Annotated in this window: 18 protein-coding genes; 8 read left to right on the forward strand and 10 right to left on the reverse strand. The window is 69.7% G+C overall.

All coding sequences use genetic code 11. The features are described from left to right. Window positions 1-3 precede the first annotated feature (3 nt). Window positions 4-780 carry a transporter substrate-binding domain-containing protein gene (locus tag ACT541_RS07850; RefSeq protein WP_476135651.1) on the reverse strand — a complete coding sequence of 259 codons (777 nt, stop codon included), beginning with the start codon at window positions 778-780 and terminating at the stop codon, window positions 4-6. 104 nt (window positions 781-884) lie between these two features. Between ACT541_RS07850 and ACT541_RS07855 the strand changes: the two genes are divergently transcribed. Beyond that, on the forward strand, window positions 885-1,526 hold the full coding sequence (locus ACT541_RS07855; RefSeq protein WP_476135653.1) for a ParB-like protein: 642 nt from the start codon (window positions 885-887) through the stop codon (window positions 1,524-1,526). Between the two features lie 52 nt (window positions 1,527-1,578). On the opposite strand, the gene ACT541_RS07860 is transcribed toward ACT541_RS07855, so the two are convergent. The 4 genes from ACT541_RS07860 to ACT541_RS07875 form a co-directional block, all read right to left on the reverse strand. After that, complete coding sequence (locus ACT541_RS07860) at window positions 1,579-2,751, reverse strand: alpha/beta hydrolase (protein WP_476135655.1); 1,173 nt, start codon at window positions 2,749-2,751, stop codon at window positions 1,579-1,581. A gap of 72 nt (window positions 2,752-2,823) precedes the next feature. Then, a complete protein-coding gene (locus ACT541_RS07865) occupies window positions 2,824-3,315 on the reverse strand; it encodes an Lrp/AsnC family transcriptional regulator (RefSeq protein WP_476136066.1) in 492 nt (163 codons plus the stop codon). Between the two features lie 98 nt (window positions 3,316-3,413). Continuing rightward, complete coding sequence (locus tag ACT541_RS07870) at window positions 3,414-4,076, reverse strand: uracil-DNA glycosylase family protein (protein ID WP_476135656.1); 663 nt, start codon at window positions 4,074-4,076, stop codon at window positions 3,414-3,416. Then, window positions 4,073-4,663: a thermonuclease family protein gene (locus ACT541_RS07875; protein ID WP_476135657.1), complete on the reverse strand. Its 591-nt coding sequence runs from the start codon at window positions 4,661-4,663 to the stop codon at window positions 4,073-4,075. The genes ACT541_RS07870 and ACT541_RS07875 overlap by 4 nt, the downstream gene beginning before the upstream one ends. 95 nt (window positions 4,664-4,758) lie before the next feature. Between ACT541_RS07875 and ACT541_RS07880 the strand changes: the two genes are divergently transcribed. Next, complete coding sequence (locus ACT541_RS07880) at window positions 4,759-6,315, forward strand: sensor histidine kinase (RefSeq protein WP_476135659.1); 1,557 nt, start codon at window positions 4,759-4,761, stop codon at window positions 6,313-6,315. Window positions 6,316-6,342: 27 nt separating this feature from the next. Here the strand turns inward: ACT541_RS07880 and ACT541_RS07885 are convergent, their stop codons facing one another. Then, the gene (locus ACT541_RS07885; protein WP_476135661.1) at window positions 6,343-7,704 is read right to left on the reverse strand and encodes an aminotransferase-like domain-containing protein; all 1,362 of its coding nucleotides are present in this window, start codon (window positions 7,702-7,704) and stop codon (window positions 6,343-6,345) included. Window positions 7,705-7,807: 103 nt separating this feature from the next. Between ACT541_RS07885 and ACT541_RS07890 the strand changes: the two genes are divergently transcribed. After that, a complete protein-coding gene (locus ACT541_RS07890) occupies window positions 7,808-8,413 on the forward strand; it encodes a LysE family translocator (protein WP_476135663.1) in 606 nt (201 codons plus the stop codon). A gap of 217 nt (window positions 8,414-8,630) precedes the next feature. On the opposite strand, the gene cobT is transcribed toward ACT541_RS07890, so the two are convergent. Continuing rightward, the gene (gene cobT / locus ACT541_RS07895; protein ID WP_476135664.1) at window positions 8,631-9,641 is read right to left on the reverse strand and encodes a nicotinate-nucleotide--dimethylbenzimidazole phosphoribosyltransferase; all 1,011 of its coding nucleotides are present in this window, start codon (window positions 9,639-9,641) and stop codon (window positions 8,631-8,633) included. A gap of 131 nt (window positions 9,642-9,772) precedes the next feature. Here cobT and ACT541_RS07900 point away from each other — a divergent pair, with 131 nt between their 5' ends. Then, entirely contained in the window at window positions 9,773-10,600 is an 828-nt protein-coding gene (locus ACT541_RS07900) for an adenosylcobinamide-GDP ribazoletransferase (protein WP_476135665.1), read from the forward strand. A gap of 43 nt (window positions 10,601-10,643) precedes the next feature. Here the strand turns inward: ACT541_RS07900 and ACT541_RS07905 are convergent, their stop codons facing one another. After that, window positions 10,644-12,221 carry a hypothetical protein gene (locus ACT541_RS07905; protein ID WP_476135667.1) on the reverse strand — a complete coding sequence of 526 codons (1,578 nt, stop codon included), beginning with the start codon at window positions 12,219-12,221 and terminating at the stop codon, window positions 10,644-10,646. A gap of 149 nt (window positions 12,222-12,370) precedes the next feature. On the opposite strand from ACT541_RS07905, the gene ACT541_RS07910 reads away from it, so the two are divergent. Beyond that, window positions 12,371-12,613, forward strand: a complete 243-nt coding sequence (locus ACT541_RS07910; RefSeq protein WP_476135669.1) for a DUF1289 domain-containing protein — start codon at window positions 12,371-12,373, stop codon at window positions 12,611-12,613. Here the strand turns inward: ACT541_RS07910 and dusA are convergent. Further along, complete coding sequence (dusA, locus tag ACT541_RS07915) at window positions 12,590-13,612, reverse strand: tRNA dihydrouridine(20/20a) synthase DusA (RefSeq protein ID WP_476135671.1); 1,023 nt, start codon at window positions 13,610-13,612, stop codon at window positions 12,590-12,592. The genes ACT541_RS07910 and dusA overlap by 24 nt on opposite strands. Before the next feature lie 167 nt (window positions 13,613-13,779). Here dusA and mobA point away from each other — a divergent pair, with 167 nt between their 5' ends. The 3 genes from mobA to ACT541_RS07930 all read left to right on the forward strand — a co-directional run bounded on the left by mobA (window position 13,780) and on the right by ACT541_RS07930 (window position 17,043). After that, window positions 13,780-14,433 carry a molybdenum cofactor guanylyltransferase MobA gene (mobA, locus tag ACT541_RS07920; protein WP_476135672.1) on the forward strand — a complete coding sequence of 218 codons (654 nt, stop codon included), beginning with the start codon at window positions 13,780-13,782 and terminating at the stop codon, window positions 14,431-14,433. A gap of 147 nt (window positions 14,434-14,580) precedes the next feature. Then, complete coding sequence (locus tag ACT541_RS07925; protein WP_476135674.1) at window positions 14,581-15,675, forward strand: TRAP transporter substrate-binding protein; 1,095 nt, start codon at window positions 14,581-14,583, stop codon at window positions 15,673-15,675. 273 nt (window positions 15,676-15,948) lie between these two features. Then, the gene (locus ACT541_RS07930) at window positions 15,949-17,043 is read left to right on the forward strand and encodes a TRAP transporter substrate-binding protein (protein WP_476135675.1); all 1,095 of its coding nucleotides are present in this window, start codon (window positions 15,949-15,951) and stop codon (window positions 17,041-17,043) included. A gap of 75 nt (window positions 17,044-17,118) precedes the next feature. On the opposite strand, the gene ACT541_RS07935 is transcribed toward ACT541_RS07930, so the two are convergent. Continuing rightward, on the reverse strand, window positions 17,119-19,119 hold the full coding sequence (locus ACT541_RS07935; protein ID WP_476135677.1) for a TRAP transporter large permease: 2,001 nt from the start codon (window positions 19,117-19,119) through the stop codon (window positions 17,119-17,121). Window positions 19,120-19,149 lie beyond the last annotated feature (30 nt).

Here is a 19,149-nt window from a genome sequence, read left to right on the forward strand (position 1 = left end):
CGTTCACTGGATCGCGAAGGGGAACCAGCGCCCGGCGATGCGGTCGAGCGTGCCGTCGCGCGCGAGCTCGGCGAGCGCCCGGTCGACGAGCAGGCCGAGGTCGCGGTCGGTCTTGCGATAGGCGATGCCGGCGCCGTCGCCGAAGCGCTCGGCGTCGAGCACCTCGTCGCCGACGAACTGCACCTTGCCGCGCGGCGCCGGGCCGTCGAGCCAGCGATAGAGGGCGAGCGTGTCGCCGAAGGCGAGGTCGACCGAGCGATCGGCGACCGCGGCGCCGGCCGCCGCCTCGTTGGGGAAGGGCACGACGACCGCTTTCGGATGGGCGGCGGCGAGCTGGGCGGCATGGGCGGTGCCGGCGCGCACGCCGACCCGCATCCCGGCGAGCGTCGCCGTCACCGGGTTCGCGCGCATCTCGCCGACGCGGGCGACGAAGCGCGGGCCGATGCGGTGATAGCGGCGGGTGAAGTCGTAGGTCCGGCGCGAGGTGTCGACGACCGGCATCGAGGCGACGAGCGCGTCGACGCGCTTGCCGTCGAGCGCCGGCACCAGCCCGTCCCAGCCGACCGCCACGATCTCGCAGTCCGCCGCGAGCTTCTGGCAGAGGGCGCGGGCGACGTCGACGTCGTAGCCGGCGGGCCTGCCGTCCGCCTCGGTGCGGCTGAAGGGCGGATAGGCGCCGTCGACGCCGATCCGGATGCGCGGCCAGTCGCGCGCGGCGGCGGGGCCGGCGATCACGAGCGCGGCGAGGAGGGCGGCGAGGAAAGGCGGGCGAAGGGCCATGTCGCAATCTCTGGTCCTGCGGGCGGTCGGAGTGTCTCCCCGTCGCCGGACCGGTCCTATATCATGGGTCGGCCCGCGCGTCCTCCTCTCGAAGGAACTCCCCCATGTCGGAACGCATCTCGGTCGATCGCCTGCGCCCGACCCAGCTCACCCTCGGCTACGACGACGTCACCCGCCGTCGTGCCAAGATCGCCCGGATGGAGGCCGCCGACTTCGCCGACTATCTCGAGCGCAAGGCGGTTCCCCACGTCATCGGACCCGGCGGCGCGGTCTTCATGACCGACCATCATCATCTGGTGCGGGCGCTGTGGGAGGAGGGGCGCCCCGAAGCGAAACTCGGCCTCTGCGTCGCCGACTGGTCGCATCTCGACGACAGGCGATTCTGGGCACGGATGGACGACGAGGCGCTGTGCTGGCCGATCGACGCCGACGGCAACCGCCGCCCCTTCGCCGCCATCCCCGATCACGTCTCCAAGCTCACCGACAACCCCTGGCGCACGCTGGCGCGTCGCGTCCGCGGCAAGGCCTTCGCCGACGACGACACGCCGTTCCAGGAATTCATGTGGGGCGACTATTTCCGCTCCTTCATGAGCCGTCGCCTGATCGACACCGACATCGAGATCGCCGCCGATCTGGCCAAGCGCCTCGCCCGCCTCGACGAGGCGCGCGACCTGCCCGGCTGGAAGGGCGGCGACGACGAGGATCGTCCCAACGGCAACGGCAAGAAGGCGAAGGAAGACGACTGAGCCGGCGCGCCCGAAGTGCTTTCGGGGACTGGGCGGCGCCCCTCCTCCGCCCTCACTGCCCGATGACGGAGAACGGCGCGCCGACCACCGAGCCCGCGACACCGCCGACCGCGCCGAAGGTGCCCGAGACCGCGCCGCCGACCCGGTCGCCGAGGCCGACGCGCGGATCCGACACCGGCTGCCCCGCCACCAGCCGCCCGCCGATCAGACGGACCACGTCGCCGTCGTCGGCGAACTTGCCGTGGGCGAGACGGTCGGCGGTCTTCACGTCGGTCAGGTCGAAGACGTGGATGTTCTCCTTCTCCAGCATCGACTTCCATTGATCCGACTTGGGATCGATCGCGCCGACGCGCTCGACGTCGCCGGCGATCACCTTGGAGAAGTCGAGCGCCTTGTCGTCGCGCGACACGAACAGCGACAGCCGCGGCCGCGGCTGGCCGAGGCGGGCGACCTGACGGCGGAAGACGTCGCCGTCGATGTCGGGCGAGGCGAGGATCACGTCGTGGATCTTGGCCGGCACGCGGCCGTCCTTGATGGCGATCTGGCGCAGCGTCTCCATCGTCAGCCACGTGCCCATCGAATGGGCGAGGATCGAGATCTCCTTGACGTCCGGTGCGGCGGCGGCGGCGCGCAGCAGCGCCTCGAAGGCGTCGCGGGAATAGTTGGTGCTCTCGCGGTCGTAGACGTATTGCGTCACCTCGCCGCGCGACGGCCAGGTGAAGAGGATCGGCGTGAAGTCGGTGCCGGAATCGTGGACGAACTGGGCGAAGCGGAAGACCGCGTCGTCGTAGCGCGTGTTGTAACCGTGGACGAAGATCAGCGCCCGTCCGTTGCCGACCCGGTGGAACCAGGCCTTGGCCTCGGCGACGTCGACGTCGCGATCGCCGCCGACCACGGCGAACTCGCGCGTCGGATCGGGCGGCGACGACGACGGCCAGATCACTTCGCCGACCTTGCGGGTCGGAACCGGCGGGATCGAGATCACGAGCTCGGTCTGATGCATCGCCGAGTCGCGTTCGCCGGAATAGAGCTTGGTCGGGTCGGGGTCGCTCGCCCGCGTCGTCACCACCAGCATGTCGACGGTCGCCGCCCCTTCGGGCTTCGGCCCGACGAAGCCGAGCACGCCCTCGCTGCGGCCGCTGCAGCCCGCGAGCACGGCGACGAGCATCAGCGCCGCGGCGCCGCGGCGAAGGGTGGGATGGGTTCGGGTCACGTCGCTCGCCATGGCTCTGCCGGCGCCTCGTCTGGTCGCCGGCATTCTGGTCGAGAGGCGCTGCGCGGGCAAGGTGTCCCGCGCTCAGCCCTGCGACTTCTCCGTGGTCTTCTCGGTCTGGACGTACTGCAGCGGCAGCGCCGTCGTGTACTTGATCTGCTCCATCGCGAAGGTCGTCGAAACGTCGGCGATGTCGATCTTGGCGATCAGCCGCTTGTAGAAGGCGTCGTAGGCCTCGATGTCGGGCACGACGACGCGCAGCAGATAGTCGACCTGACCGGCCATGCGGTAGAACTCGACGACTTCCGGCATCTGCGCCACGATCTCGGCGAAGCGCTTCAGCCAGTCCTCGGAATGGGTAGAGGTGGTGATCGAGACGAAGGCGGTGACCTTGGTGTTGACCTGCCGCGGATCGAGCACGGCGACCCGGCGCTGGATGACGCCGTCCTCCTCGAGCTTCTGGATGCGGCGCCAGCACGGCGTCGTCGAGAGCCCCACCCGGCGGCCGATCTCGGCGACGGGAACGGTGCAGTCCTCCTGCAGGACCTGGAGGATCTTACGGTCGATGCGGTCGATCACGGTGTGTCTCCGTATGGAGCATTATTTTCCAATTTCTCTCCATTCAGACGTGATCGAATTTGCCGTTGCGGTCAATCATGCGGGAAAAATAAAAATCAGTTCCCAATGGCCGGCGCTTCCGGAGCATGGGTGAGGGCTCGTGCGATCTCGGCGCGCAGTCGCGGTATCGCCTCGGCCTCGAACCAGGAATGACGTTTCAACCAGGCGGAGTTCCGCCACGACGGATGGGGCAGGGGGAAGACCATCGGCGCCCCCGACCGTTCGGCGATCTCGCGCCAGCGGGCGACGGTTTCGGTGAGGCTCGCCCCGGCCTCCGGCCCCAGATGCCAGAGCTGCGCCGGCCGGCCGACCGCCAGGATCAGCCGGACCTGCGGCATCACCGCCATGACGCGGGCGCGCCAGGCCGGCGCGCATTCCCGCCGCGCCGGCAGATCGCCGCCCTTGGCGTCGTGGCCGGGAAAGCAGAAGCCCATGGCGGCGACCGCCACCTTGGAGCGGTCGTAGAAGGTCTCGGCGTCGACCCCCATCCAGGCGCGCAGCCGGTCGCCCGACGGGTCGGTGAAGGGCAGCCCCGAGGCATGGACCCGGACGCCCGGCGCCTGCCCCGCGACGAGGATCGGCGCCGTCGCCGACAGTCGCGTCACCGGCCTTGGCTCGTGCGGGAGGGCCCGCCCGCGCGGCGCGTCGCGGCAGAGCCGGCAGAGCGCGATCTCCGCCTCGAGCGGGGCGACGGCATCGTGATCGGGAACGTACGTCATCGCTCCTCCACCCCGATGAAGCCATGACCGCGCGACTGGCGGCGGAAATCCTCCGGCCACTCGAAACGCATCGCCCACAGGCCGCGGCGGTTGCGTCGCGCCTCCGCCTCTTCCGCCTCGTGACCGCCGTACGCGACGGCCCAGCCCTCGCGCACCATCGTCGCCCCGAGATCGACCGCGCCGACCCGGCAGGTGGCGAGCCCGCGGCCGTATTTGTCGAGCCGGCTCCAGCTGCACTCGACCGGCCGCCCGTCGATCAGCGCCGCGAGGCGTGCCCTGGCCGCCTCGCCGCAGGCGAAGGGGCGGTCGTCGGCGAGACAGGTCTGGGCGAGTTCCGGCGCGTCGATGCCGGCGAGGCGGAGCCGCGTGTCGCCGATCGCCACGCTGTCGCCGTCGGCGACGTGGACCCGCCCGCGCCGTTCGCCGTGGGCCTCGACCGCGTGGTCCGAGCGCCAAGCGCCCTTCGTCCAGTCGTGCCATGCACGATCGGCGAGGCTCGCCGCGCCGATCGCCGCGGCGAAGCCGAGAACATAGCCGATGCGTCGCGTCGGAACGGGGGAAAACCTCGGAATCGGCGTCGTCCTCACGCAGCGTTAACCAAAGCCGTGAAGGCTTTGTTGAGCATTCCTCCGTAGCGTCCGTCGAGGGGGAATTGCAAACTTACCCAAGGGAAGAGGACGGCGTGGTGGAGGCGGAAACGCCCATCCCCAGGAGCGACGGCAAGACGGCCGTCAATGCCGCGCGCTCGGCGCGCCGGCATACGCTCGTGCGCACCGTCAAGGACGTCCGTGAACAGCTCGAATCGGGCTCGGCGATCAAGCCGGCCTTCGACTGGGAACTGATGGTCGAGCACGCCCGGCTGCGGCGCTCGGCCTCGCCCTGGCTCGGCCTCCTCATCGGCGTTCTCGCGGTGGTCGGCGTCCTGTGGACCGACCGCATCCTGCTCGCCGCCTGGGTCGTCTGCATCCTGGTGACCCACACCACGGCGCTGTTCTTCGCCGGCCGGTTCCTGGCGCTCGACCGGCAGGAAGCGAACCTGATGGCCTGGCGCCGGCGTTTCGCCGCGCTCGACGCCGCCTTCGGCCTGACGCTCGGCTCGCTCTTCATCCTGCCCGGCTACGGCGGGCTGGTCACCGACGTCTTCCAGTTCTCCTCGATGATGATCCTGGTGGCGGTCTGCTCGGTGCTCTCCGCCAACCTGCCGGCGGCGATGTTCGCCTCGACCCTGCCGATCACCGTGATGACCGTCGCCGGCTACATCCAGCGCCCCGAGGCGACGTTCGCGCCGGCGCCGTCGCCGGCGGTGATCTTCGCGCTGATGGCGATGGTGACGCAGGCCTTCTTCATCGCCCTCGGCCATCGGCTCTACCGCTCCTCGCTCTCCGAGATCGAGGCCCGCGCCGAGAAGGACGGGCTGATCGTCGAGCTGGAACACGCCAATGCGCTCTCCGACGAGAGCCGGCGCAAGGCGGAGGAGGCGAATTTCGCCAAGTCGCGCTTCCTCGCCACCATGAGCCACGAGCTGCGCACGCCGCTGAACGCCATCCTCGGCTTCTCCGAAGTGATCCGCGACGAGATCATGGGGCCGCTCGAGAACGAGACCTACAAGGGCTACATCTCCGACATTCACGACAGCGGCCGGCATCTGCTCGAGCTGATCAACGAGATCCTCGACATCTCCCGCATCGAGGCGGGCCGCTACACGCTGAACGAGGAGTCGGTGACGCTGCCCTACATCGTCGAGGACTGCGCCCACATGATCGGCCTCAGAGCCCGATCGAAGGGCCTGACCATCGTCGAGCAGTACGAAGCGGCGATGCCGAAGATCTGGGCCGACGAGCGCGCGCTGCGCCAGATCGTGCTCAACGTCCTCTCCAACGCCGTGAAGTTCACGCCGACCGGCGGCACCGTCACCGTCAAGGTCGGCTGGACCGCCGGCGGCGGCCAGTACGTGGCGATCAAGGACACCGGCCCGGGCATTCCGGAAGAGGAGATCCCGATCGTCCTCTCTCGCTTCGGCCAGGGCTCGATCGCCATCAAGTCGGCCGAACAGGGCACCGGCCTCGGCCTGTCGATCGTCCAGGCGCTGATCGGCATGCACGGCGGCACCTTCGACCTGCGCTCGAAACTGCGCGAGGGGACGGAAGTGACCGTCACCATCCCGCATTCCCGTGTGCTCGAGGTCATGCCGCGCCTCGACGAACGCCCCGACCGCAAGGCCGCCGGCCAACGGCGCTGACCCGCCCGCCCGCCGGATCGTCGCCCGTCAGATCGCCGTCCGCGGCTCGCGGCCGAAGAGCTCTGCGAGAACCCGCAACGCCCGCTCCAGCGTCGCGATCGGCGGTGCGCCGAGGCAGACGCGGACGCCGCCCATGCGCGCCCGCGGATCGGCGAGCGGTGCCGCCGCCGGCATCAGCACCACGCCGGCCGCCGCCGCCCGCGCGACGAAACGCTCCGCCGCCTCCGCCGTCATCGGCAGCCAGACGTGCAGCCCGGCAGCACTCGGCGCCACCGCATCCTCCGGCAGGATCGCCTCGACCAGCGCCCGCCGCTTCTCGGCATCCGCCCGGATCGCCGCGCCGACCGCCCGCGCCGTGCCGTCGGCGAGCCAGCGTTCCATGATCCGGCAGGCGAGCATCGAGGCGGTGGTCGAGGTCGCCTGCAGCCCGAGCAGCGCCGGCTCGACGAAGGCTTCGGGCACCGCCAGCGCGCCGATGCGCACGCCCGGGCTCAGCGCCTTGGAGAGGCCGGAGACGTGCAGCGTCCGATCCGGCGCCAGCGCGGCGATCGGTGAAAGCCCCTCGGGGGCGAAGATCGCGTGGACGTCGTCCTCGATCAGGATGGCGTCGTGGACCTCGGCGAGGCGCGCGATCGCTCGCCGCCGTGCGGCGCCCATGGTCGCACCCGTCGGGTTGTGCAGCGTCGGCGTCAGATAGACGACCGGCCGACCGCGCCGGACGCGCCGCGCCAACGCTTCTTCGAGTGCGGCAGGGACGAACCCCTCGGCGTCGGTCGGAAGGCCGGCGACCTCGACACCCGCCCGCCGCGCCCAGACGAGGGCGCCGGGATAGGTGGCGGCCTCGGTGATCAGCACCGAACCGGGCGGACAGGTGGCCGAAAGGGCGATCGCCAGCGCGTGCTGCGCCCCGTTGGTCAGGATCACCCGCCGCCCCGGCACGTCGAGCCCGAATTCGCCGAGCCGTCGCGCCATCAGCGCGCGATGCTCGGGAAGGCCGGCCGCCGGCGCATAGGCGCCGAACGTGTCGGCGTCGAGCGTGCGGGCGAGATCGGCGAGCGTCGCGGCGAGCACCCGGTCGGCGAGGAGCCGCGGCGGCACGTTGACCGAGAGATCGATCGTCTCGATCGGCCGTGGCGCGATGCCGGCGACGAACATGCCGCGCCCGCGCGCGCTGGCGACCAGCCCCAACCGTTCGAGCGCCGCATAGGCCTTGGTGACGGTGCCGAGCCCGACCGACAGGCGCCAGGCGAGGTCGCGATGCGCCGGCAGCCGCGCCCCCGGGGCGACGTGGCCGCTGCCGATGTCCTCGGTGAGCGCCGCCACCAGCCGGTCGACCGGCGAGCCGTCGCCTTCGGCGAGACGGGGGCTCCAGGGACTGTCGAGTTTCATGCGTGATCTCGAAAAGTGTCACGTGACGCTATTTGACTTTCCTTCAAAGTGTCACGTTTCTAGGCTGCGGTCCATCGCAATCCGCAAGAAGGACCGCCCGCCGATGACGATGGACATGCTCTTCGCGCTCGCCACCTATGCCTTCGTCACGACGATCACGCCGGGGCCGAACAACACGATGCTGCTCGCCTCCGGCGCCAATTTCGGCTTCGTGCGGACGCTGCCGCATCTCGCCGGCATCAGCCTCGGCTTCGCCCTGATGGTCGCGGTGATGGGGCTCGGCCTCGCTGCCGCCCTCGTCGCCTGGCCGGCGCTGCACGAGGTGCTGCGCTGGGTCGGCGTCGTCTGGATGCTGCGGCTGGCCTGGCTCCTCGCCCGCGCCGGTCCGATCGGCGAGACGACCCGCGCCGGCGCCCGGCCGATGCGTTTCCACGAGGCGGTCGCCTTCCAGTGGGTGAACCCCAAGGCCTGGGTGATGGCGATCGGCGCGGTCGCGGCCTATGGCGGCGGCGACGGCCGGCTCGCCGCGACGATGGTGATCCCGCTCGTCTTCATCCTGGTCGGTGCGCCCTGCATCGCCACCTGGGCGGCGCTCGGCGCCGGCCTGCGTCGGGTGCTCGCCGACCCGCGGCGGCTGGCGATCTTCAACCTCGCCATGGCGCTGGCGCTGGTCGCCTCGATCGTGCCGATCGTCTTCGACGGGCGGTGAGGCGGGGGAGGGGTGGCGATGGGCCGACGCCCTTCCTTCCGTTCGGCTTCACCCTGAGGTGCCCGGCCACCGGCCGGGCCTCGAAGGGCGAAGTCGTCGACGGGCCGTGCCTCTCGGCCCTTCGCACTTCGAGGCTCGCTTCGCGAGCACCTCAGCATGAAGGGCCTCTGCGACAGGCCGAACTACGAGAGAGAGCCGGAATGCCTTCCGGCCGCCCTCATTCCTTGTTCGACACGCCCGCTTCGGCGAACGTCGCCATGCCGGCGTGGCAGGCGGCGGCCGCACGCACGATCGAGGCGGCGACCGCCGCGCCGGTGCCTTCGCCGAGCCGCATGCCGAGATCGAGCAGCGGCTTCTTGCCCATCGCGGCGAGCGCGCGCTGGTGCGCCGGTTCGGCCGAGACATGGGCGAAGATGCAGTGGTCGATCGCCCGCGGGTTCATCGCATGGACGATCGCCGCCGCGGCGGAGGTGACGAAACCGTCGACCACCACCGGCACCTTCTGATGCCGCGCGGCGATGATCGCGCCGACCATGGCCGCGATCTCGCGGCCGCCGAGGCGACGCAGGATTTCGAACGGGTCCATCTCGCCGCCGATGCGCAGCACGGCCTGTTCGACCACGGCCGCCTTGTTGGCGAGCGCCGCACCCTGCACGCCGGTGCCGGGACCGACCCATTCGGCCGCGGTGCCGCCGAACAGGGCGAGGTAGATCGCCGAGGCGACGGCGGTGTTGCCGATGCCCATCTCACCGAGGCAGAGGAGGTCGACGCCGCCGGCCAGCGCTTCCATGCCGTAGGCCATGGTGGCGGCACAGCCCTGGGCGTCGAAGGCGTCTTCCTCGGAAATGTCCGGAGTCGGGTGGTCGAGCGCCAGCTCGAACACCTTGAGGCCGATGTCGGAGGCCATGCAGATCTGGTTGATCGCCGCGCCGCCGGCGCCGTAGTTGGCGACCATCTGCTTGGTCACTTCCGCCGGAAAGGCCGAGACGCCCTTGGCGGTGATGCCGTGATTGGCGGCGAAGACCGCGACCAGCGGCTTTTCCACCTTCGGCGGGATCTTGCCGGTCGAGGCCGCCAGCCATTCGGCGATCTCTTCGAGCCGACCGAGCGAACCGGGGATCTTGGTCAGCTGCGCGTCGCGGGCGCGATAGGCCTCGACCGCGGCGGTCTCCGGCTCCGGCAGGAGATTGACGAGATCGCGGAAGTCGTCGAAGGGAGAAGCGGCCATGGGAATCCTCTCGCAGGCGATGCTGGGCTCTCGTGCGGCCGTCTATACCTCGCGCATCGGTGCGGCAAGGGGGGGCCTTCCGTCTCCGCTCCGTATGTGCCGCCGCCGATCCCCTCGCGTCGGAGCCTCCGATGAACGTCCCCGCGCCGCTCGCCCGTCTCGTCGCCCTCGTCGGCGACCATGTGCCGCTCCTCCTCGCAGAGGCGGCGGCGATGACGCGTTTCTTCTCGCGCCTGCCGCTGCCGCGCCTGGGCAAGGCCGACGATCCGGCCTGCCCGCCGCCCTTCGCCCGCGCCCTGCGCATGCTGCCGCTCGCGGCCGTGGTGATCGCCGCACCCGCGGCGCTGGTCGCGGCGCTTCTCGCCGCGAGCCCGCTCTCCTCGCTCGCCGCCGCGGCGGTGACGGTGACGGCGATGACGCTCGCCACAGGGGCCTTCCACGAGGACGGCCTCGCCGACGTCTCCGACGCCTTCGCCGGCGGTCGCGACGCGGCGCGGCGGCTCGAGATCATGAAGGACAGCCGTATCGGCGCCTATGGCGGCACCGCACTCGCCGCCCAGTTCGTGCTGCGCACGGCGTTTCTCGCCGATCTGATCGAGGTCGTCGGCCCGCGCGCCGGGCTGTTGGTGCTCGTCGTCGCGGCGCTCGCCCGCACCGCCGCGCTCGGTCTCGCCTGGCTGCTGCCCAATGCCCGCGCCGACGGGCTCGCCCATGCCGTCGGCCGACCCGAGACGGTGCCGCTGGCGATCGGCCTCGGTACGGCGCTGGCGCTCTTCCTGGTGATCGCGACGACCGTCGCCGGCCCCGCCGAGGCGCTGATGGCGCTGGGTCTGGCGCTCGCCGCGCTCGCCGGCCTCGCGGCGTTGGCGCGGGCGAAGATCGGCGGCGTCACCGGTGACGTCATCGGCGCCGGGGTGTTGGTCGCCGAGATCGCGCTGCTGCTCGGCCTCGCGCTGTGAGCCGCGGGCGCGACGGACGCCGATCCGCCGCGCCTTCGCTCCGTCAGTCGTCACGCGGCGGCGCGGCGTCGACCGTGTCGTCGAGATGTTCGGCGTCGCGGCCGAGCGACCGGCCGATCCGTTCCCAAATCTCGCGCAGCCGGTGGACGTGCAGATCGTCGACCATGACACGCACGGCGTGGATGATCGAGGCGTCCGGCACGCCCTCGGCCTTCCGCCAGACCGGTTCGCGGTCCTCCTCGTCGCAGACCTCTTCCTCGATGTCGGCCGTCTCGGCGACCGTCGCGAGCACCGCGGCGGCGAAGTCGGCCGGCAGCGGCGACGCCCGCGTCGGGTCGGGCAACGGCGCCAGTGTCCGCGCCGGCGACTTCGGCTCCGCCGCCGCCTTCAGCACGGCGTCGAGCCGGGCATTCGGCGTGAACAGGATGGCGCCGACGAACTGGCGCAGCGCGTGGGTCGACCGCCGCGACAGCACCATCCTCTCGAGATCGAAGATCGTGCGGACGTTGAACTGCTGGAAGATCATGAAACGCTCCAGCCCGGCGATGGTGCAGAGCTGCGCCTGCGCCACCCAGTCGATCGTCTGGTAGATGCCGTAGGGCGTCTCGATGTGCAGCAGGATCGGGTTGGCGGTGGCGAGGTTCTGCACGTCGCAGAGACCGACGTCCTCCAGCCGGTAGCGCGTGCCGAAGTCGATGCCGTCGAGCACCTCGAGCGGCACGATGCCGACATGGTCGTCGAAGCGGTTGTCGGTCCGCTTGATCAGCGCGAAGACGCCGCGCAACGGCGACTTGGCGGCGAGCTGGCGCCCCACCGTGTAGACGAACTGGAACCCGGCTTCCGGCTGCACGCCGATGACGAAGGCGCCGGCCAGCACCGCCAGTCCCCACAGGGCCTGCACGTGCCCCCAGCCGCCCTCCGGCGTCACGTCGCCGAGCGGCGGGGCGATCCGGCCGTAGACCGCCATGACGACGGTGACCAGCACGAACTGGCCGAAGGCCCGGACCGGCACCCGCGGTGTCAGGTCGAAGTTGATCGCCGAGCCGATCAGCAGGCGCAGGGTGAAGAAGGTGGCGCCGAGCAGGCCGGCGGCGAGATAGGTCGGCAGATCCTTGCCGCCGAGCGCGACGACCTCCTTGGCACCGATTCCATCGAGGACGAAGAAGGTGACCCCGGTGACGACGATCGCATAGGGCAGGAAGGCGAGCAGCAGATACCAGTTGGTCGCCAGCCGCCAGATCCGCGTCCGACCGACGAGTGCGTAGAGTTCTTCCGACGACAGGGCCGAAGCGCCCTGCTCTCGGATGGTCTCGCGCTGGGCATCGGTGCACAGGTCGAAGAGATCGATGATGTATTTCGTCACCACGAACTCGAAGGACGGCGACTTGGTCGGCGGTTCCGGCCGGCGTCGGCGACCGGCGGGCCTGCGACAATCGTCGTGGTCGCCGTTCGTCTGGTCGTTCGCCAGCGGATCGTAGAAGAAGTTGCGGCGGAACTCCTCGATCAGCCGGATGCGTCGGATGCGCACCTCGTGCTGGACGAAGATCAGGACCAGCGGCAACAGGACCGCCAGCACCAGGGACACCGCGGTGGCCATGCCGATTTGTGCGAGGATGCCCATCGCAACCCTCCCGAGTTCGATCGATGGAGGGTGCATTGTACGGTGTATTGCGTAACGCTACAACTTGGAATCGAAGCTCGGCGAACGCGTCTTGCCGAAACGCCTGCGCCGCGCCATCTGTCGGGCGTCACCTTCCGCCGGAACCGCCGATGCCCCTGCCGCCGCCCGTCGCCTCGCCCTGCCTCAAACAGTGTCAGCTGCATCCGATCGAGAAACTCTGCCTCGGCTGTTTCCGCACGATCGACGAGATCGGCCGCTGGACGCGGTATTCCGACGCCCGGCGGCAGGCGATCATGGCGGAACTCCCCGCCCGTCGGCAGGCCCGCGAGATGCGCGAAGCGGCGCTGGCGGCGCGGCGCGAGGCCGCCTCACGCGGAGGCGCGGTCGGCTGAGGCCGGGCGACGCACCGCGTCGAGCGCCTCGCGCAGCACCTCGAGCCCGGCGTCGGGCGAGATCGACTTCACCGTCAGGATCCGCCGCCAGCCGCGCGCGCCCGGCCGGCCGGCGAAGAGGCCGAGCATGTGGCGCACCACCTGATTGAGCTTGGCACCCGGCTCCTCGAGATGGCGGGCGATGTAGGGTTCCATCGCCTCGACCACGGCGAAGGGATCGGCGTCCTCGACCGCCTCGCCGAAGATCCGGCGATCGACTTGCCCCAGGATCGCCGGCGTCTCGTAGGCGGCGCGCCCCAGCATCACACCATCCAGCGCCACGCCCTCGTGCGGCTCGAGCAGCGCCACGGACTGGTCGATGTCGGCGATGCCGCCGTTGATGGCGATCGGCATCGTCGCCCAGCGCCGCTTCATGTCGAAGACGATGTCGTAGTCGAGCGGCGGCACGGTGCGGTTCTCGCGCGGGCTGAGGCCCTGCAGCCAGGCCTTGCGGGCGTGGATGGTCAGCGAGGCGACGCCGGCGGCGACGACCTTTTCGAGGAAGACCGGCAGCATCTCGCGCGGCTCGGCGTCGTCGATGCCGATGCGGCACTTGACCGAGATCGGCAGCGCCACCGCGCCACGCATCGCCGCGACGCAGTCGGCGACGAGATCCGGCTCGTCCATCAGCGAGGCGCCGAAACGCCCCGAGCGCACGCGATCCGACGGGCAGCCGCAGTTGAGGTCGATGCGGTCGTAGCCGAAGTCCGCGACGATCCGTGCGGCTTCCGCGAGCTGGGCCGGATCCGAGCCGCCGAGCTGGCAGACGATCGGGTGTTCGGCGGCATCGAAGCCGAGGAGCCGCGCGCGATCGCCGTGGATGATAGCCGGCGCCGTCACCATCTCGGTGAACAGCGCCGCCCGCTTCGTCATCAGCCGGTGGAAGTACCGGCAATGACGATCGGTCCATTCCATCATGGGGGCGACGGAGAAACGCAGGGCGGCTTCGGACGTGGACATCGGGGCTCCAAGGATCGCGAGACGGCCCTTCTAGCGTTTTCGCGCGCCTCGCGCGACCCTTGGACGTGCGCGACGGGAAAGCGCGCGAGCGGGGGACGACCCGCCGGGCACCCTTGCCTCGGTCGCGGTAGCCGACGCATCATCGCCGCCCGACCGGAGAGCCCGCGATGATCGACGTCACACGCCCCCTCGAACCGATCGCCGGCGTGATCCTCGCCGGCGGGCAGGGGCGACGCATGGGGGGCGTCGACAAGGCGCTGGTCGAATACGAGGGAAGGCCGCTCCTCGCCCATGTGGTCGAACGCTTCGCGCCGCAGGTCGATCGGCTGATGCTCTCGGCCAACGGTGATTCCGCCCGCTTCGCCGCCTTCGGGCTCGATGTCGTCGCCGATCTCTTCGCCGAACCGATGGGGCCGCTCGCCGGCCTCGCCGCCGCCCATCGCCGGCTGGAGACCGTTCGGTCCGACGCGCGCTTCATCGCCACCGTCGCCGTCGACGGCCCCTGCCTGCCGCGCGATCTCGTCGCCCGCCTCGCCGGTGCGCTCGCCGCACGGCCCGACGCGCGCGTCGTGGTCTCGCGCTCGCGCGGTCGCGTCCACCCGGTCGCGGCGCTGCATCGACGCGACGATCTCGAGGATTTGATCACCGGTCTCGCCGACGGGTCGGTCCGTCGCGTGATGAACTGGATCGAGCGCCGCGGCGTCGTTCTCGTCGATTTCGACGATGTGGACGGCGTCGATCCCTTCCTCAATCTCAATCGCCCCGAAGATCTCGGCGCGATGCGTCGGGACGGCGGAATCGCGCCGTCGCAGGCTCGTTAGACATTCGTTCGACGAGCCCCTTTCGGACCCATCTGGCCTCTTGCCAGAGGCCCGGCGATCCTGTCTAACCGAGTCATGCTCCGCGGCAAGGGAGCTGCGCGTCAGACGCATGGGCCGCGGGGACGTCTGGTACGAGGAGAGCCATTCATGAAGCGCCGTCAGTTTCTCGAGGCTGCGAGCGTCGGCACCGCCGCCGCTGCCGCCACCACGCTCGCCGCTCCGGCGATCGCGCAGACCCAGCCCAAGGTGAATTGGCGTCTGACGTCGAGCTTCCCGAAGTCGCTCGACACGATCTACGGCGGCGCCGAAGTGCTCGCCAAGGCCGTCTCCGAAGCGACCGACGGCAACTTCCAGATCCAGGTCTTCGCCGCCGGCGAGCTGGTCCCGGGCCTGCAGGCCGCCGACGCGGTGACCAACGGCACGCTCGAGATGTGCCACACCTGTTCCTACTACTACGTCGGCAAGGACCCGACCTTCTGCTGGGGCACCGCCGCGCCCTTCGGCCTCAACGCCCGTCAGCTCAACGCCTGGTTCTACCATGCCGGCGGCAACGAGCTGCTGAACTCGTTCTACGACAAGTACAACTTCATCGGCATGCCCGGCGGCAACACCGGCACCCAGATGGGCGGCTGGTTCCGCAAGGAGATCAAGACCGTCGCCGACATCAACGGCCTCAAGATGCGCATGGGCGGCATCGCCGGCCGCGTGCTGGCCAAGCTCGGTGCGGTGCCGCAGATGATCGCCGGCGGCGACATCTATCCGGCGCTGGAAAAGGGCACCATCGACGGTGCCGAGTGGGTCGGTCCCTACGACGACGAGAAGCTCGGCTTCTACAAGGTGGCGCCGCACTACTACTATCCGGGCTGGTGGGAAGGCGGCGCCGCGCTGCACTTCTTCATCAACAAGGCCAAGTGGGCCGAGCTGCCGAAGAACTACCAGGCGATCCTGACCGCGGCCGCCGGCTACGTGAACGTCGACATGCAGGCCAAGTACGATGCCCGCAACCCGGCGGCGCTGAAGCGCCTCGTCCAGGCCGGCGCGCAGCTCCATCCCTTCCCGGCGGAAGTCATGGACGCCTGCTACAAGGCCGCCCTCGAGCTCTATGCCGAGATCGGCAAGGAGAACGAGTGGTTCAAGAAGATCCACGACGCCGTCATCGCCTTCCGCAACGACGAGTATCTGTGGTGGCAGGTGGCCGAGTTCGGCTACGACGCCTTCATGATCCGCGCGCGTCGCGGCTGATCGACGGCTCTCGCGAGCATCGGGCCCGGTGGTTCTCCACCGGGCCCTTTTCTTTGTCGCGACCGCTGCCTCGGAGGCTTCTTCCGGCGGGAGACGGGTGAAAAGGACTGGCATTTTCGGAATGGCAGAGTAGCGTAAGACGCATACCTCTCCGCGACTTCGGCACGGCGCCCCGCCGCTGCCCGGGCCGGCGAGGGGCCGCCTGCGAGAGGGGCGGAGGCGTCGACCGGCCGAAGATGCCGGCGACGCGTGATCTCTGGGAGGAGATGCGACATGGAACGCCGGAAATTCCTGAAATCCGCTTCGATCGGCACCGCCGCGGCCGCGGCGACCACCCTGGCCGCCCCGGCCATCGCCCAGACCCAGCCCAAGGTGAGCTGGCGTCTGACCTCGAGCTTCCCCAAGTCGCTGGACACGATCTACGGCGCCGCCGAAGTTCTCTCCAAGGCGATCTCGGAGGCGACCGACGGCAACTTCCAGATCCAGGTCTTCGCCGCCGGCGAGCTGGTCCCCGGCCTCCAGGCCGCCGATGCGGTGACCGCCGGCACCGTCGAGATGTGCCACACCGCGCCCTACTACTACGTCGGCAAGGACCCGACCTTCGCCTTCGGCACGGCGGTGCCCTTCGGTCTCAACGCCCGCCAGCTGAACGCCTGGTTCTACCACGGCGGCGGCATGGACCTGCTCAACGAGTTCTACGGCCGCTACCAGATCCACGGCCTGCCCGGCGGCAACACCGGCACCCAGATGGGCGGCTGGTTCCGCAAGGAGATCAAGACCGTCGCCGACATGAGCGGCCTCAAGATGCGCATCGGCGGTCTCGCCGGTCGCGTCATCACCAAGCTCGGCGCCGTGCCGCAGCAGATCGCCGGCGGCGACATCTATCCGAGCCTGGAGAAGGGCACGATCGACGCCGCCGAATGGGTCGGCCCCTACGACGACGAGAAACTCGGCTTCTACAAGGTCGCGCCGCACTACTACTATCCGGGCTGGTGGGAAGGCGGCGCCTCGCTGCAGTTCTTCATCAACAAGGCCAAGTGGGCCGAACTGCCGAAGAACTATCAGGCGATCGTCACCTCGGCCGCGGCGATGGCCAACGTCGACATGCAGGCCAAGTACGACGCCCGCAACCCGGCGGCGCTGAAGCGTCTCGCCCAGGCCGGCGCCCAGCTCCATCCCTTCCCCAACGACGTGATGGAAGCCTCCCTCAAGGCCTCGCAGGAGCTCTATGCCGAGATCTCGAAGGAAAACGAGGCCTTCCGCAAGATGCACGACGCCGTCATGGCCTTCCGCAACGACGAGTATCTGTGGTGGCAGATCGCCGAGTTCGGCTACGACGCCTTCATGATCCGCTCGCGCCGTTCGTGATACCAGAGGCGAGAAACGAGAAAGGCCCCGGCGAGCGATCGCCGGGGCCTTTCGATTTGGCCGACCCTCGTGGGATCAGAACTTCGGCGGGCCGCCGAGGTCGAGGCCCGGGATGTCGATCGAGGGGATGTTGTCGAGCTGCTGCAGCGCCTTCGCCTGATCGGCGGCGTTCACCTGCGGCTTGGCCGAGATCACCAGACCGGGGGTGGTCATGACCAGCGTCACCATGACCAGCTGGATGAACACGAAGGGCACGGCGCCCCAGTAGATCTGGCTGGTCTTGACCGGCTCCATGGTCTTGCCCGTCACCTTGTCCTTGTAGCTGTTGCGCGGCGCGACCGAGCGCAGGAAGAACAGGGCGAAGCCGAAGGGCGGGTGCATGAACGAGGTCTGCATGTTCACGCCGAGCATGACGCCGAACCAGATGATCATCGTCTTGGTGATGTCCTCCGGCGTCGCCAGGCCGAACTGGGCGGCGATGGCGAGCGCGGTCGGGTCGGTGGTGAAGATCTTCTCCGCCGCCGGCTTCAGCAGCGGGATGATGATGAAGGCCAGCTCGAAGAAGTCGAGGAAGAAGGCCAGCAGGAACACCGCCAGATTGACGACGATCAGGAAGCCGTAGAGGCCGCCCGGCAGCGACGACAGCAGTTCCTCGACCCAGACGTGGCCGTTGACGCCGTAGAAGGTCAGCGAGAAGACGCGGGCGCCGATCAGGATGAAGACCACGAAGGCGGAGAGCTTGGCGGTCGATTCCGCCGCCTGCCGCACGATCTGGAAGTTGAAGCGGCCCGGGTCCTTGTCGATGTAGCGCTTGACCGCGGCGAGCAGCATGGCGCCCGAGGCGCCCATGGCGCCGCCTTCGGTCGGCGTCGCGACGCCGATGAAGATGGTGCCGAGCACCAGGAAGATCAGCGCCAGCGGCGGCACCATGACGAAGGTCGTCTGCTGTGCGATCCGTGACAGGAAGCGGAAGCCGAGGAAGCGGTCGCAGATCCAGTTGACCACGGCGATCGCGAAGGAGAAGGCGACCGCCACCGACATCGACAGGATGACGAAGTCCGCTCCGCCGTCGATGCCGCTCCGCCGGATGGTCCACCAGCCGACGATGCCCGAGACGATCACCAGGAAGGCGAGCGACAGCAGGCCGCGGTTCTCGTCGCCCGACTTGAGGACGAGGGCGACGCGGATCGCGAACCAGGCGAGCACCAGCACGATGGCGAGCAACACCAGCGAGCCGAGCACGCCCGAGATGCCGTGCGTGAAGCCGCCGACGATCGAGTCCCGGATCGCCGGCGCGAAGCCCACCGTCGCGGCGGCGAGGCCGGCGAGGATGAACAGCGCGTTGGTGCGGGCGAGGATCGCCGCCGAGCGCGGATTGTCCTCGCGGAAGGCGATCGCGTCGGCCGGCAGGCCCGGCGCCGCCTTCGGGTAGATCACGGTGACGATGAAGACGTAGACGGCGTAGAGCGCCGACAGCACGAGGCCCGGCACGAAGGCGCCCTCGTACATCGAACCGACGTCGGCCCCGAGCTGGTCGGCCATGACGATCAGCACCAGCGACGGCGGGATGATCTGGGCGAGCGTGCCGGAGGCGGCGATGACGCCCGAGGCGAGCCGCCGGTCGTAGCCGTAGCGCAGCATGATCGGCAGCGAGATCAGGCCCATCGAGATCACCGAGGCCGCGACGACGCCGGTGGTGGCGGCGAGCAGTGCGCCGACGAAGATGACGGCATAGGCGAGGCCGCCGCGCACCGTGCCGAACAGCTGGCCGATGGTGTCGAGCAGGTCCTCGGCCATGCCGGAGCGTTCGAGCACCAGGCCCATGAAGGTGAAGAAGGGGATCGCCAGCAGGACGTCGTTGTTCATGACGCCGTAGACGCGTTCCGGCAGCGTCTGCAGCAGGACCCAGTCGAGATGGATGGTGCCGTGCGACAGCGGAGCGAGCTCCACGCCGACGACGAAGAAGAACAGTCCGCATCCCGCCAGCGCGAAGGCCACCGGGTAGCCCAGCAGCAGGAAGATCACGAGGGATGCGAACATGATCGGGGCGATGTTGTGCGCGATGAACTCGGCCATGTGTCCCGTCCGAAATGAGAGTGCGCGTTG

Source organism: Pinisolibacter sp. DMC100, from assembly GCF_056313705.1.